The sequence below is a fragment of the Nocardioides sp. Root122 genome (assembly GCF_001425025.1).
Classification (GTDB): Bacteria; Actinomycetota; Actinomycetes; order Propionibacteriales; family Nocardioidaceae; genus Nocardioides.
This window is the reverse complement of the sequence record NZ_LMDE01000001.1, coordinates 164,680-179,136: the sequence shown is the minus strand read 5'-3', so window position 1 is coordinate 179,136 and position 14,457 is coordinate 164,680. Positions and strand designations below refer to the sequence as shown.

13 protein-coding genes are annotated in these 14,457 nt (G+C 72.8%); 3 read left to right on the top strand and 10 right to left on the bottom strand.

Annotation, left to right across the window (positions count from 1 at the left end):
* Positions 1 to 49 precede the first annotated feature (49 nt).
* Positions 50 to 388: a hypothetical protein gene (locus tag ASC64_RS00835; RefSeq protein ID WP_156384936.1), complete on the top strand. Its 339-nt coding sequence runs from the start codon at positions 50 to 52 to the stop codon at positions 386 to 388.
* A 172-nt stretch (positions 389 to 560) separates the two neighbouring features.
* Here ASC64_RS00835 and ASC64_RS00830 read toward each other — a convergent pair whose 3' ends face one another.
* The 10 genes from ASC64_RS00830 to ASC64_RS00785 form a co-directional block, all read right to left on the bottom strand.
* Positions 561 to 1,721: an acyl-CoA dehydrogenase family protein gene (locus ASC64_RS00830; RefSeq protein WP_056905627.1), complete on the bottom strand. Its 1,161-nt coding sequence runs from the start codon at positions 1,719 to 1,721 to the stop codon at positions 561 to 563.
* A gap of 44 nt (positions 1,722 to 1,765) precedes the next feature.
* Positions 1,766 to 3,733 (bottom strand): ATP-binding protein, encoded by a 1,968-nt coding sequence (locus tag ASC64_RS00825; protein WP_056905626.1) that lies wholly within the window; start codon positions 3,731 to 3,733, stop codon positions 1,766 to 1,768.
* A gap of 118 nt (positions 3,734 to 3,851) precedes the next feature.
* A complete protein-coding gene (locus ASC64_RS00820; protein WP_056905625.1) occupies positions 3,852 to 5,498 on the bottom strand; it encodes an acyl-CoA carboxylase subunit beta in 1,647 nt (548 codons plus the stop codon).
* Positions 5,495 to 5,965, bottom strand: coding sequence for an SRPBCC family protein (locus ASC64_RS00815; RefSeq protein WP_082550089.1), 471 nt, complete (start codon positions 5,963 to 5,965; stop codon positions 5,495 to 5,497). Before ASC64_RS00815 ends, ASC64_RS00820 begins: the two co-directional genes overlap by 4 nt.
* Before the next feature lie 49 nt (positions 5,966 to 6,014).
* A complete protein-coding gene (locus ASC64_RS00810) occupies positions 6,015 to 7,103 on the bottom strand; it encodes an acyl-CoA dehydrogenase family protein (RefSeq protein WP_235563457.1) in 1,089 nt (362 codons plus the stop codon).
* 143 nt (positions 7,104 to 7,246) lie between these two features.
* Positions 7,247 to 8,980 (bottom strand): acyclic terpene utilization AtuA family protein, encoded by a 1,734-nt coding sequence (locus ASC64_RS00805; RefSeq protein ID WP_056905624.1) that lies wholly within the window; start codon positions 8,978 to 8,980, stop codon positions 7,247 to 7,249.
* Positions 8,977 to 9,756 carry a TIGR03084 family metal-binding protein gene (locus tag ASC64_RS00800; protein WP_056905623.1) on the bottom strand — a complete coding sequence of 260 codons (780 nt, stop codon included), beginning with the start codon at positions 9,754 to 9,756 and terminating at the stop codon, positions 8,977 to 8,979. The genes ASC64_RS00805 and ASC64_RS00800 overlap by 4 nt, the downstream gene beginning before the upstream one ends.
* Positions 9,753 to 10,427 carry a TetR/AcrR family transcriptional regulator gene (locus tag ASC64_RS00795; RefSeq protein WP_056905622.1) on the bottom strand — a complete coding sequence of 225 codons (675 nt, stop codon included), beginning with the start codon at positions 10,425 to 10,427 and terminating at the stop codon, positions 9,753 to 9,755. Before ASC64_RS00795 ends, ASC64_RS00800 begins: the two co-directional genes overlap by 4 nt.
* Positions 10,428 to 10,471: 44 nt before the next feature.
* Positions 10,472 to 12,013, bottom strand: a complete 1,542-nt coding sequence (locus ASC64_RS00790) for a hypothetical protein (RefSeq protein ID WP_056905621.1) — start codon at positions 12,011 to 12,013, stop codon at positions 10,472 to 10,474.
* 10 nt (positions 12,014 to 12,023) lie between these two features.
* Positions 12,024 to 13,634, bottom strand: a complete 1,611-nt coding sequence (locus tag ASC64_RS00785) for an AfsR/SARP family transcriptional regulator (protein ID WP_056905620.1) — start codon at positions 13,632 to 13,634, stop codon at positions 12,024 to 12,026.
* A gap of 271 nt (positions 13,635 to 13,905) precedes the next feature.
* Between ASC64_RS00785 and ASC64_RS00780 the strand changes: the two genes are divergently transcribed.
* Together ASC64_RS00780 and ASC64_RS00775 are read left to right on the top strand one after the other, a co-directional pair.
* A complete protein-coding gene (locus ASC64_RS00780; protein WP_056905619.1) occupies positions 13,906 to 14,109 on the top strand; it encodes a hypothetical protein in 204 nt (67 codons plus the stop codon).
* Positions 14,110 to 14,200: 91 nt separating this feature from the next.
* Positions 14,201 to 14,413 (top strand): hypothetical protein, encoded by a 213-nt coding sequence (locus tag ASC64_RS00775; RefSeq protein WP_156384934.1) that lies wholly within the window; start codon positions 14,201 to 14,203, stop codon positions 14,411 to 14,413.
* The last annotated feature ends 44 nt before the right edge of the window (positions 14,414 to 14,457 follow it).

The window sequence follows — 14,457 nt, the reverse complement described above, 5'->3', positions numbered from 1 at the left end:
GCCGATGCGTTCGGGGACGTATGACGCGTCTGCGGTCTACCGTCCTGGCATGAGGTGGTGGTTGGTGCTCGCCGTGATCGTCGCGGCGGCCGTGGTCGGCAGCGTCGCCTGGAGCGCGTCCGCACCCGACACCGCGTGCCAGGACCAGACCTACTCGGCATTCCTCGACAGCGACGGCAGCGACACCGTCGCGACGGCCGAGGAGGCCCTGGGCGACCGGCTCTCGGACGCCGACACGGTGACGGAGGAGCCGAACGGCGACAAGGGCTTCCACACCGTCACGTTCCGGGGGTACGACGCCGATGGCGAGCTGACGTCGCGCGTCGTCGTCGAGGGCATCGGCGACGGGGGCTGGCGAGTCGCCCGCGTCGACACCTGCGCCCGATAGCCCTTGCTGGACGTCGGCTGGCTGACGTCCAGCGTCGGTCCGCGGGCCGACGGTTGCTGTGCGCGCACCACCGAAGGCAGTTCGGCGACCCGATGCCTCCGGTCACGCTGGACGCGGAGCCTTCCCGCGCGAACTGCCTGCCAGGGACCGACCCCCGTGACCGGGGCTGGGGTCAGTAGGACTTCGGCAGCCCCAGGCTGTGCATGGCCACGAAGTTGAGGATCATCTCCCGGCTGACGGGCGCGATGCGGGTCGTGCGGGACGCCACGATGAGCCCGGCGACGCCGTACTCCTGGGTGATCCCGTTGCCGCCGTGGGTCTGCACGGCCGCGTCGACGGCGTTGACGCACGCCTCGCCGGCGGCGTACTTCGCCATGTTGGCGGCCTCGCCCGCGCCCATGTCGTCGCCTGCGTCGCACAGCGCCGCGGCCTTCTGGGTCATCAGCCGGGCGAGCTCGACCTCGATGTGCGCCTGGGCCAGCGGGTGGGCAATCGCCTGGTGGGAGCCGATCGGTGCCTTCCACACGGTGCGTTCCTTGGCGTACGCCGTCGCCCGCTCGAGTGCGTGGCGGCCGAGGCCGGTGGCGAACGAGGCCGCCATGATCCGCTCGGGGTTGAGTCCGGCGAAGAGCTGCACCAGTCCACCGTCCTCGTCGCCGACGAGCGCGTCGGCGGGGAGCCGGACGTCGTCGATGAAGACCTGGAACTGCTTCTCCGGGCTGACGATCTCCATCGCGATGGCCTGCGCCTCGAGCCCCGCGGCGTCGGTCGGCACCACGAAGAGGCACGGCTTGAGCTTGCCGGTGCGGGCGTCCTCGGCGCGCGCCACGACCAGGATGTTGGCCGCCTCGTCGACACCGGAGATGTAGATCTTCTGGCCCTTGAGGACCCACTCGTCACCGTCGCGGCGGGCGGTCGTGGTGATGTTGTGCGAGTTGGTGCCCGCGTCGGGCTCGGTGATCGCGAACGCCATGGTCGCGGTGCCGTCGCAGATGCCGGGCAGCCACTTCTGCTTCTGCTCCTCGGTGCCGTAGCGCGCGATCACCGTGCCGCAGATGGCCGGGCTGACGACCATCATGAGCAGCGGACAGCCCTGCGCGGCGAGCTCCTCGCAGACCGCGGCCACGTCGCCGATGCCGCCGCCACCGCCGCCGTACTCCTCGGGGACGTTGATGCCGAGGTAGCCGGCCTTGGCGATCTCGAGCCACAGCTCGGTGGTCTTCTCGCCGGAGCGCGCCTTCTCGGCGAACCAGTCGCGGCCGTAGCGGCTCGCCAGCTTGGCGACCTGGCGGCGCAGCTCCTGACGCTCCTCGGACTCGGTGAAGTTGGTCATCTCATTCCTTTCGACGTGGTTTCGAGGCTCGCTGCGCTCGCACCTCAACCACCGAGTGATTGATCGACGACGGCCAGGACCTCCCCGGACGCGACCTGCGCCCCGGGCTCGACGTTGATCTCGGTGACCGTGCCGTCGTGCGGCGCGGTCACGGTGTGCTGCATCTTCATGGCTTCCAGCACCAGCACCGGGTCGCCCGCGACGACCGTGGCACCGCGCTCGACCTTCACGGCCACGACCGTGCCGGGCATCGGGGCGAGCAGCGAGCCGCTGGCGACCGCGTCGGCCGGGTCGGTGAACCGCGGGACCTCGCGCAGACGCGCGGACCGAAGTGGCCCGTCGACCCACACCTCACGCGGGGCGCCCGGGCGCTCGGCGGAGATGTGTCCGCGCGTCTCCGAGGTCACCCCGTCGACCTCGAGCCGGACGCGCGTGGGCGAGACCTCCACGACCGTCACCCCGTCGACCGCGAACCCGTCGCGGGTGCCCCACCACTCGACCGGATCGTGGCCCTCGAACGTGATCCGCTGCGGCTGGCTGACCACGTTGCGCCAGGCGGCGGGCACCCCCTGCTGGACCGTACGCCGCTCCGCGTCGGCCGCGGCCAGCATCAGCGCCCCCGCGACGACCTCCGTGCGACCGCTGGCGGGTGAGTCGCTGGGAGACTCAGCGGGAATCGGACGCGACTCCAGCCACGTCGTCGTCATCTCGCCGGCCACGAAGACCGGGTCGGTGAGGATCGACACCAGCTGGTCGCGGTTGGTGGTGACCCCGTGGATCCGGGCGGTCCGCAGCGCCCGCACGAGCTGGCGGATCGCCTGCTCGCGGTTGGGCGCCCACGAGACGACCTTGGCGAGCATCGCGTCGTAGAAGGTGGACACCTCGTCGCCAGAGGCAAACCCCGAGTCCACCCGGATCCCGCGCTCGCCGCCGAGGCCGAACTCGACGTCGTGGTCGACCTCGAAGGTCACCAGGCGGCCGCTCTGCGGGACGTACGCCCCGTCCTCGGCGTAGAGGCGGACCTCGATCGCGTGCCGCTGCGGCTCGCCGCCGCCGGTCGAGAAGCCGAGCGTCCCCGACGACTGCGCGGCCTCCGCCACGTGGAGCTGCAGCTCGACGAGGTCGGTGTCAAAGACCAGCTCGGTGACCGGGTGCTCGACCTGGAGGCGGGTGTTCATCTCGAGGAAGAAGAAGCGCGACGTGTCCGGGTCGTAGAGGAACTCGACCGTGCCGGCGCCGCGGTAGGAGATGGCCTCGGCCGCGCGTCGTGCCGCGTCGTGCAATGCGTCGGCGACCGCGCCGTCCAGCTCCGGCGCCGGCGCCTCCTCGACCACCTTCTGGTGGCGCCGCTGGACCGAGCAGTCACGCTCGCCGAGGACGAGCACCTGGCCGCGCCCGTTGCCGACGACCTGCACCTCGACGTGCCGGCCGTGCTCGACGTAGGGCTCGACGAACACGGTGCCGTCACCGAACGCCGATGCGGCCTCCGCCTCCGCGGCGGCGATCTCGCCGGCGAGGTCCTCGAGGCGGCGTACGACGCGCATGCCACGTCCGCCGCCGCCGGCCGATGCCTTGACCAGGAGAGGGAGGTCGGCCTCGGTCGGCTCCTCGGGGGCTTCCAAGGTCGGGACGCCGGCCTCGCGCATCAGCCGCTTGGCCTCGACCTTGGAGCCCATGGCCTCGATCGATTCGGGGCTCGGGCCGACCCAGGTGAGCCCGGCGGCCTCGACGGCGCGGGCGAAGTCGGCGTTCTCCGACAGGAAGCCGTAGCCCGGGTGGATCGCGTCGGCACCCGCGCGCTGCGCCGCCTCGATGACGACGTCGGCGCGGAGATAGGTGTCGGCCGGCGCGTTGCCCGGCAGGCGTACGGCCTGGTCGGCCTCGGTCACGAACGGCAGGCCCGCGTCCGCGTCCGAGTGGACCGCCACCGTCTCGATGCCGAGGCGGCGGCAGGTGGCGAAGACCCGGCGGGCGATCTCGCCGCGGTTGGCCACGAGCAACCTTCTGATCATTGCTGGCCTCCCGGGTTTCGACGCGCCCGTCGCGACCTCGTGCCTCGGTCGCGGGGCTTGCTCAACCTCGTCTCGCTGACGCTGCGCGCTCGTTCCTCGCACGCCGCTGCTCGCTTGATCACGGTCGGAACACCCCGAATCCTTCAGCGCCGCGGATGGGCGCGTTCTCGATGACGCTGAGGCAGATGCCCAGCACGGTGCGGGTGTCGCGGGGGTCGATGACGCCGTCGTCGTAGAGCATCCCGGACAGGAAGTAGGGCAGTGACTGCTCCTCGACCGAGGCCTCGACGTAGTCCTTGACGCCCTTGAAGCCCTCGGCGTCGAACGTCTCGCCCTTCGACTCCGCCGACTGCTGCGCGACGATCTCGAGCACGCCCGCGAGCTGGGCGGGACCCATCACCGCGGACTTCGCGCTCGGCCAGGTGAAGAGGAAGCGCGGGTCGAAGGCGCGACCGTTCATGCCGTAGTTGCCGGCGCCGTAGGAGGCACCCATGATCACGCTCAGGTGCGGCACGGTGCTGTTGGAGACCGCGTTGATCATCTGCGCGCCGTGCTTGATGATGCCGCCCTGCTCGTACTCCTTGCCGACCATGTAGCCGGTGGTGTTGTGCAGGAACAGCAGCGGCGTGTCCGACTGGTTGGCGAGCTGGATGAACTGCGTCGCCTTCTGCGCCTCCTCGGAGAACAGCACGCCCTGCGCGTTGGCGAGGATGCCGATCGGGCGCCCGTGGAGCTCGGCCCAGCCGGTGACGAGCGACGTGCCGTAGAGCGGCTTGAACTCGTCGAACGGCCGCCCGTTGCGCTCGCTCGTGCCGTCGACGATCCGCACGATCACCTCGCGCGGGTCGAACGGCTCCTTGAGGTCGGCCGGGATGAGGTCCAGCAGACCCTCGGGGTCGGCGTCGGGCTCGGCGAAGGGTCTGGTTTCGAGGCTCGTCGCTGGCGCTCCTCGCACCTCAACCAGCGAATCGGTGGTTGAGGTGCGAGCGGAGCGAGCCTCGAAACCACGGCCCTTGCGTCGATTCAGGCGCGCCACGATCCGCCGCCCGATCCGGATCGCGTCGTGCTCGTCCTCGGCGAGGTAGTCGGCGAGACCGGAGACGCGGGCGTGCATCTCGGCGCCGCCGAGCGACTCGTCGTCGGACTCCTCGCCGGTGGCCATCTTCACCAGCGGTGGGCCGCCGAGGAAGACCTTGGCGCCGCCGCGCACGAAGACGGTGTAGTCGCTCATGCCCGGGACGTAGGCCCCTCCGGCCGTCGAGTTGCCGAAGACCAGCGCGATCGTGGGCTGGCGTCGCGCCGAGGCGCGGGTGAGGTCGCGGAACAGCTTGCCGCCGGGGATGAAGATCTCCTTCTGCGTCGGCAGGTCCGCGCCCCCCGACTCCACCAGCGAGATGGTCGGGAGGTTGTTCTCCTCGGCGATCTGCGAGGCGCGGAAGATCTTCTTCACCGTCCAGGGATTGCTCGCGCCGCCCTTCACGGTGGGGTCGTTCGCGCTGATCAGGCACTCGACGCCCTCGACCACGCCGATGCCGGTGACGACCGAGGCGCCGACCGTGAAGTCGGACCCCCAGCCGGCCAGCGGCGACAGCTCGAGGAAGGCCGAGCCGGGGTCGAGGAGCAGCTCGATGCGCTCGCGCGCGGTCAGCTTCCCGCGCGCGTGGTGGCGGTCGACGTACTTCTCGCCGCCGCCGGCCACTGCAGCTGCGTGCTGGGCGTCGAGGTCGGCGAGCTTCTCCAGCATCGCCTCGCGGTTGGTGCTCATCCTTCGACGACCGCCTTCATCCGCTCGAGCGTCGTGCGCATGCCGCGCTGGTTGGTCCGCCGACGCAGCGGGCCGAGGACCAGCCAGTAGAGGCGGGTCGGGAGGTTGGGGTCGAGCCGGAAGTACTCCGTGACGAGCGTGCCGCCGTCCTTGGCCTCGAGGCGGTAGCCCCAGTTGTTGACCGTCATCGCGTCAGTGCCCACGGAGAACTCGAAGACCCGCTCGGGCTCGCACTCCGTGACCCGGCACGGCGACCAGTACGTCGGTCCCACGCCGTTGCGCTTCACGTGGCCGGCGAAGTAGGCGCCGACCTCCGGCCTGGTCGAGCCGCGGGTCCACTTCGCCTCGAAGGTCTCGGGGCTGAACTCGCCGATCCGGGTCACGTCGCTGACGAGGTCCCAGACCTCGGCGGGCGGTGCGTCCATCCACACCGAGACCTGGTCCCCCAGGGACGGGAGCTTGATCATGTTGTCTCTCTCTCGGTGATTGAGGTGCGAGCGGAGCGAGCCTCGAAATTCATGACGCATAACCCATCAGCTTCGCCGTCAGGTCGCGCAGCACCTCGTCGGCACCGCCCCCGATCGGCAGCAGCCGGGCGTCGCGGTAGTGCCGCTCCACCTCGGTGCCGTGCATGTAGCCGGAGCCACCGAAGAGCTGGACGGCCCGGTCGCAGACGTACGCCGCGCAGTCGACCGCCGTCTGCTTGGCCAGGCAGGCCTCGGCGACGACGAACTCGCCCGCGGCGTGCCGGGCGGCGACGGAGCGCGTGTAGGTGCGCGCGACCTCGACCTGGCGGCGCATCTCGACGAGCGTGTGCTGGACGGTCTGGTTGCCCATCAGCGGACGCCCGAAGGTCATCCGCTCGCGGCAGTGGGCAGCGGCCAGCTCGAGCGAGCGGGCCGCGATGCCGTAGCCGTGCACGGCGAGCGCGATGCGCTCGACGACGAACTGGTCGGCGATCTGCCCGAAGCCCGAGTTCTCCGCGCCGACCAGGTTCGTGACCGGCACCCGAGCGTCGACGAAGGACAGCTCGGCGGTGTCGGAGCAGTGCCAGCCCATCTTCTTCAGGGACCGGTCGACGGTGAAGCCGGGCGTGCCCTTCTCGACGACCAGCAGCGAGATGCCGCTGTGGCCCGGCCCACCGGTGCGGACCGCGACGGTGACGAAGTCGGCGCGCACGCCGGAGGTGATGAAGGTCTTGGCGCCGTTGACGACGTAGTGGTCGCCCTCGCGCTCGGCGCGGGTGGTGATCCGCGCGACGTCGGAGCCCCCGCCCGGCTCGGTGATGGCGAGGGACCCGATCGTCTCGCCGGCCAGCGTGGGCCGGACCAGGCGGTCGACCAGGTCGGGGCTGCCGTTGGCCGCGATGTGCGGCAGCGCGATGCCGGCTGTGAAGAGCCCCGCCATCAGGCCGCTGGACGCCCCGGCCTCGAACATCGCCTCCTGCACGACGATCGAGTCGACGATGTCGCCGCCCCCGCCGCCGACCTCCTCGGGGAACGCGACTCCGATCAGGCCGAGCTCGCCGGCCTTCCGGTGGAGCGAGCGCGGGATCTCCCCGGCGTCCTCCCACTCCTGGAGGTGCGGGAAGACCTCGCGGCGCACGAACTCAGCAGCGGTGGCGCGGACGGCGTCGCGCTCTGTTGATTTCGACGCGCCCGTCGCGGCCTCGTCCCTCGGCCGCGGGGCTTGCTCAATCTCGCCTCGCGACGCGTCCTGCTCGTTCCTCGTCGTTCCCTGTTCGGTGGTCACAGCAGGCTCTCCTCGATCGAGACGGTGCGGGAGCGCAGCCACTCCCCGAGGCCCTTGGCCTGCGGGTCGAAGCGCGTGGAGGCGGCGACGCCCTGCCCGAGCAGGCCGTGGACGACCAGGTTGACCGCACCGAGGTGGGGCAGCAGCCAGACCTCGACGTCGAGGTCGGCCGCCTCGGGCACGAGGGCACCGATGCCCTTGGGCGACATCATCTTGAACAGCCACTGCACCCGGGCGTCGTAGACGTCGCGGTCGACGCCGTCGTGCGCGACCCACAGCCCGACGTTGGCGTCGCCGCCCTTGTCGCCGGAGCGCGCGTGGACGAAGGTGCCCAGCGGCAGCCGGCGGGTGAGCACGTCGGGACGCCCCGGGTACGGCGAGGGGCGGGCGCCGGGCGCCTCCTCGGCAGGGGTGAACGACGTCGGGTCCTCGACCACGTCGCGGCGGCCGTCGGCGTGGACGACCGTGTGGGTGACCTGGGACCGGTCGACGTACTCGGCGCGGTAGACGCCGTAGGGCGTGGCGGGGCCGGGCGGCGCGGTCATCGTGAAGCCGGGGTAGGACGCCAGTGCCAGCTCGACGGCGGCCGAGGTGAAGGCACGGCCGACCGGGTCGGGCGAGGGGTCCTTGACCGTGCAGCGGAGCAGCGTCGACGCCGCCTCCTCGGTGGGCGCGTCCGCGGGCGGCGGCGTGACCTCGGACCAGGCCACCTCGGCGGCCGTCAGCCGCGAGCCGAGCTGGTCGCGCACCCACGCGGCCTTCGCCTCGACGTCGAGACCGGTCAGCACGAGCTCGACGCTGTTGCGCCAGCCACCGAGCTCGTTGACGCACACCTTGAGCCGCTCCGGCGGTGCCTCGCCGACCACGCCGCTGATCGCGACGCGGTCCTCGGCCGCCTGCTCGAGGCGGACCGAGTCGAGGTGGACGGTGACGTCGGGGCCGAGGTAGCGCGTGGACTGGATCTCGTAGACCAGCTGGGCGGTGACCGTGTCGACAGTGACCGCGCCGCCCGTGCCGGCGTGCTTCGTGATGACGCTCGAGCCGTCGGCCGCGACCTCGGCGACGGGGAACCCGAGCGGTCGGTCACGGTGGGGCAGGGAGAGGAAGCCGCTGAAGTTGCCGCCCGTCGCCTGCGCCCCGCACTCGATCACGTGGCCGGCGACCACCGCGCCCGCCAGCGCGTCGTACGACGTCGCGGTCCAGCCGTGGTGTGCGATCGCCGGTCCGACGACGAGGGAGGCGTCGGTGACGCGCCCGGTGACGACGATGTCGGCGCCGCCGGTCAGCGCGGCGGCGATGCCGAAGCCGCCGAGGTAGGCGTTGGCGGTGAGGGCGTTGGCGAAGCCCAGCTCCCGCACGTCGTCGCCCTCGACGTGCGCCACCCGGACGTCGAGCCCGAGGCCGGTCGCGACCTCGCGCAGCTTGTCGGCGAGGCCGGCCGGGTTGAGGCCGCCGGCGTTGGCGACGATCTTCACGCCCCGCTCGAGGGCGAGGCCGAGGCAGTCCTCGACCTGACGGACGAAGGTACGGGCGTAGCCGAGGGAAGCGTCCTTGAGCTGGTCCTTGCCGAGGATGAGCATGGTGAGCTCGGCGAGGTAGTCGCCGGTGAGGACGTCGAGGCCCTGCCCGTCGACGGCGCCCTCGAGCATCTCGCGCATCGCACCGAGGCGGTCGCCGTAGAAGCCCGAGCAGCTGCCGATCCGCAGCGCCGGCCGGCTCGCCTCGATCATCGGGGTGCCCTTCCCTCGCCCGGCTGGCCGGCGAAGGCCTGGGCGACGTCGAGCCAGCGGTCGACGTCGGCGCCGGTCGCGACGAGGTCGGTGTCGGCTCGGTTGACCCGCTGGGTGACGAGGCGGCAGAAGTCGCCCGCACTGCCCGTCAGCGTCTGGGTGGCGTCCTCGGGCCCCCAGGCCCACACGTCGCCCGAGGGCGAGACGAGGTCGATGCGGAACTCCTCGGTCGGCACGTCGAGGCCGTGCAGCTGATGAGCGAAGTTGCGGGTGCGCACGCCGAGGTGCGCGATGTGGCGGATCCGGTCGGTGTCCTCGACGGGGGCGCCGAGCGCCTCGTGCACGTCGAGGCTGTGCGCCCAGGTCTCCATCAACCGCGCGGTCGCCATCGACGTGGCCGACATCGGCGGACCGAACCACGGCATCTTCTCGCCGCTCGGGTAGGTCGCCAGCGCGGCGTGGAGGTCGCTGCGCGCGGACCGCCAGCGGGCCAGCAGGTCGGGCTCGGCCGCGAGGGCGTGCGCCTGGGCGTCGACGAAGCCCTCGGGGTCGGCGATCGCCTCGAGCACGACCTCGTCCCAGGCCGCCTTGTCCGTCGCGGCCCGCAGGGCCACGCCGTCGGTCCAGGCGAGGTGCGCGACCTGGTCGGCCACGTCCCACCCGGCAGCCGGGGTGGGCGTGTGCCAACCGGCGTCGTCGAGGCCGGCGACGACGGCATCGAGCCGGTCACCCTCCGCGGCGAGGTCGGCGAGCACCTGGGTGAGCACGTCGGTCACGTCGTCTCCTTCTCGATGGTCTCTGGGCCTGCTCCGCGGCTCATCTCGCGGTCCAGCACGTCGGCCCACTCGCGCAGGATCCGGCGCCGGCGTGCCGAGTCGTCGGAGAACGTCGAGGCCAGGCCCAGCCCGCGGACCAGGTCGAGGGTGGCCTGCACCAGCTCGCGGACGCCCGGGCGCGACTCGTCGGCGCCCAGCGCGGCGACGGTCAACCGGTGCGCCTCGCGGCCGACCCGCTGCTCGAGCGGCGCGACCGCGGCGAGCAGCGCCTCGTCGGTGCGTGCCGCGACCCACAGCTCCAGCGCCGCCGCGAAGACCGGGGAGGCAAAGTGGTCGCCGAGCATCTCCAGCACCTGGCGGAGTCGAGTGCGGCGCCCCGTGGCGGTTGCCACCGGCTCTGCACTCAGCCGGTCGAAGGCTTCAGCGAGCTCGGCGCCGCGGCGCTCGGTGAGGTGCTCGACCGCCGCCACGACGAGGTCGTTCTTCGTCGGGAAGTGGTGCAGCTGCGCTCCCCTGCTCACCCCTGCCCGCTCGGAGACGAGCGTCGTCGACGTCCCGGCGAAGCCGCGCTCGACCAGCAGCTCGACGGTGGCCTCGAGCAGTCGGGCGCGCATCGCCCGGCTGCGGTCGGCCTGCGGCACGCGGGGCTGCGCAGGCGAGGACGAGGACATGCGCACAGCCTGCCGTGCCACAAACAAACAGTCAAGCCTGACTTTTACTGCACTCCGACCAGGCTGCTCGACGCTCCGCACCCGGAGCGCGCGCCGAGCCAGAGGTCGCCGGGCGCGGCCTGGACCTGCCAGGCGTACCACCCCGGCTGGGTCACGGCGACGGTCACGTGGGCCGTGCCGTTGCCGACGCGCGTGCGGGTCGCCTCGCCGACGACGGTCGCGCAGCCGTCGTGGATCGCGTCGATCGGGCGCGCGTACGGCCCGGCCAGCGTCGCAGTCAGCGTGACCTGGTCGGCGAAGGGCAGACCGGCGACGTCGGCCGTCGCGCCGAGCTCGCCGACCGGCAGCACGTCGGCGTCGGTGGCGATGCTGGTGGTGGCCCGACCGCGCACCTTCACGGGCGCTCCGCAGGCCGCCACCGGCGCGTTGGTCTCGGTGCCGTCGACCGTGACCTGCCAGACGAAGTAGCCCGCCGCCGGGCTCAGGGCGGGGAGGGCGTACGTCCCGCTGCCGGCGACCGGGGCCGTGACCTGGCCCGCCGTCGGGCCGGCGCAGCTCGCCGCCCCCGCGGCCGCGAACGGCCCGTGCAGTGCCGCCGTGGCCGTCCGCCGCACCGGGTCGCCCGCGACGGTCGCCACCACGCGCGCGGGCGAGCCGACCACCAGCTGCGCCGGGTCGGCGGCGAGCGAGACGGTCTGCTGACCGCGGACCGCGGCGTACGTCGACTCGACCAGCGTGCGGGTCACGCCACCCTCCACGGCGGCCGCCTGGTGTCGACGCTGCGGGCGCCAGACCACCAGCCGGTGCTCGGGCACGTGCCCGACCGTGGCCGTCACGTCCTGCCAGCCGCGGGCGTCGGCGGGGAACCGTGCCACCGCCTGGCCGTCGTCCCCCGTGACCGCCTCGCGGGGGTCGCCGCCCGCCATCCGCAGCGTGACCGGCAGCCCGGCCGCCGGCCTTCCGTGACCGTCCCGCACGCTCAGCGTGACCGCCACGCTCCCGCCCACGTCCGCGCCCGCGACGGAGAGGTGGGCGGCGTAGGCGCCGGCGCTGAGCCGTGACTGGCGCAGCATGATCCGCGCGAACCTCCTCACCGCCGGCCCGTTGCCGGACTGCCGGATGCGCCGCACGCCCTGCCGCCCGTCGATGCGCCAGGCGCCCCCGACCAGCAGGTGGTAGGCCGTCGCGTCGACGGCCGCCGACTGCGTGGCATCGCGGTAGGCGCCGTACTTGGACAGGATCCACGCCGCCCGCGCCGTCTCGCCCGGCGAGGCACCTCGGCCCGCGAGGTCGGTGACCGGCTGCGGTGACTCGAAGCCGGCGCGGTTCGGGCGCCGCGTCGGCGTCGTCAGGTAGAGCTCCGCGTGGCCCACCCGGTAGCCCCCGATCCAACCGCCCGCGGCGTCGCCGGTGCTCGGGATGACGTAGCCGGACCAGCGCTGGGGCGCGTCGTCCCCCGCGGCGACCGCTGCGCCGGTCGCGCCGGCGAGGCCACCGCCGACGAGGAGCAGCGCAGCGAGGCGGCGCCGCCAGTGGCGGCTGCGGTGAACGACGTGACCGTTGCCACCGTGCGCGGTGCGGGACATGGCGACCTCCTCAGCCCACCGGTGTCGGCGCCACGGTCCCCGGGTCCGTGGGCGTCCCGGTCGGCCTGGCCGTCGGGGGCCGGCTGGGGCTCGGCGTGGGGCTCGGGGTCGGGCTCGGCGTGGGGCTCGGCGTGGGGGTCGGCGTGGGGCTCGGGGTGGGGGTCGGCGTGGGGGTCGGCGTAGGGCTCGGTGTGGGCGGCGACTCCTGGGCCGACTCCTGGGACGGCGACTGGGCCACCGTGACCGCGTCGGTGGTGGTGGTCACGGGAGGCGGCGGGGTCACGGAGACCTGTCCCTGCACGCCGCTCGCCGACTCCGAGGTCGCCGACCACTGATAGGTCCCCGCGTCGAGGCCGGCGACCACCACCTGGCGGCCGTCGGCGGCACGGATCACGAGATGGCGTACGACGCGCAGGCCGGCGGGGCCGCGCACCACGAGTCGTACCGCCGCGGGACGCCGCGTCGCGCGCACCGCGAAGACCGCCGACCCGGCCGCGGTGCGGACGGTCCGTACCCGCACGGTGCGGCTCACGCCAGGGGTGGCGGCCGGGGTGGGCGTGCGGGTCGCGACCACCCGCTCGGCGCCGGGGTCACGCGTGGCCTCCGGCGACCGGTCCGGCCCGGTGACTGCCACGGCCAGCGAGACGGCCAGCGCCAGCCCCGCGGCGCCGACGAGCGCGACGCCGGCACGCCGCAGCCCCGAGCCGTGGTGGTCCTCGCCCAAGAAGTCGACAAGGTCCTGCACCGGCGGCACCACCGGCGGCTCCGGTCGCGGACGAGGACCTCGGTCGTCGACCGGCGCGACCCGCTGGTGAGGCACCGCCACCGGCTCCTCCACCGGGTCCTCCACCGGTTCCTCCACCGGGTCCTTCACGGGGTCCTTCACGGGGTCCTTCACGGGGTCCCTCGCCGGGTCCTCCACCAAGGACTGCACCCTCGCCGACGGGGCGACGCCGAGCTCCTCCTCGAGCACGTCGCGGTAGCGGTGGAGCTCGCGCCGCGCGCCGGCAGCGTCACCGAGGCCGAGGTGGCCACGGATCGACAGCTCCCGCGCCGACTCGCGCAACGGCTCGATCCCGCTGGCGGCGGAGGCGGCTTCGACCGCGAGGGCGTGGTCGCCACTGGCGAGGCCGTGCCGGGCGATCCGCTCGAGCGCCTCGACCCGGAGCTGTGCGAGACGCGACCGCTCCTCCGTCACCCAGTCGTCGTACCACCCCGGAAGCAGCTCGGGACCGCAGAGCGCGTCGAGCAGCTCGCGCGCCACGTCGCGGTCCATCGGCAGCTCCGTGAGCCCGGCCGTGCGGCGCAGGTCGTCGACGTCCACGCGGATCTCATCGGCCAGCACGAGGGAGGACCTGCTGGGGCTCAGCACCCCGGGGCACTTCCGCTGGCACTGCCAGACCGCCCGGCGCAGGCTGCCGAGGGCGTGCTCGTCGGTGCTGTCCGGCCACAGGATGCTCGCCACCTGCGCACGGGAGCCCGGGTCGTCGAGGCCGAGCAGGGTCACCAGGCGCTGCTCCCGGTGACCGAGGTCGATCCCGACACCGTCGACGACGAGCTGCCAACCGCCCAGGAGCCGCAGGCGCGCGGAGGCGACAGCGACGGCGCTGTGCTCGGACACGGGACGACACCTCCCCCGAAGGATTGCCATGAAGGATTGGCATGGAACGCGCGAGGTCAGTCGGGGCGGGGGTCTGATCTCTTTACCCTTCGCAGGGTGCTCCTCACCCTCACGGGTGAGAAGGGGCCGACGCAACATCCCCAAAATTCGTGGCTCTGTCTAGACCGCGAGGACCACGCAGAGGCCTCGTCACGTCCGGGTCACGCAGAAGTCACGGCGGTGCGCGTCCACTCTCGGCACGCAGAGCGCACAAGGGGGGAGGTGAATCACCATGCGCAACGTACTTTCCATCGCCGAGCTCGAGTCCGAGCACACCGAGCTGCTCCCGGTCCGGGAGACGCTCACCTTCGGCTTCGGCAACCAGAACTGGGCGGCCATCTACGCGAGCAACTCGTCGCTGGCCCTCAACGCCGCGTCGCTGGCCTCGATGGCCAGCAGCGCCGCCGTGCAGACGGTCGTCGTCACGCAGGGCTGATGCTCCACGCCGTGGCCCCACCGCGGGGGGCCACGCGCGCCGCTCCGGTCCTCGCGGGCCGGTTCCGACACCAGGAAGGGGGTGAACCGGAATGATCCGACGACCAGTGCTCACCGTGGCCGACCTCGATGCCGAGGTGGCCACCGCACTGCCACTGCGGGAGACGATGAGCTGCCAGTTCGCATGCATCAACGTCGCCAACGTCATCGGCGTCAACCTCGCCATCTCGGTGAACGCCGCCACGATCAACTCCCAGGCGAACGCCCTGGCCATGCAGTACCTCGGCTCGATCCAGATGCCGTGACCCGATCAGGCGGCGGCTGTGTTGCTCTGGCGCAGCCGCCGTCC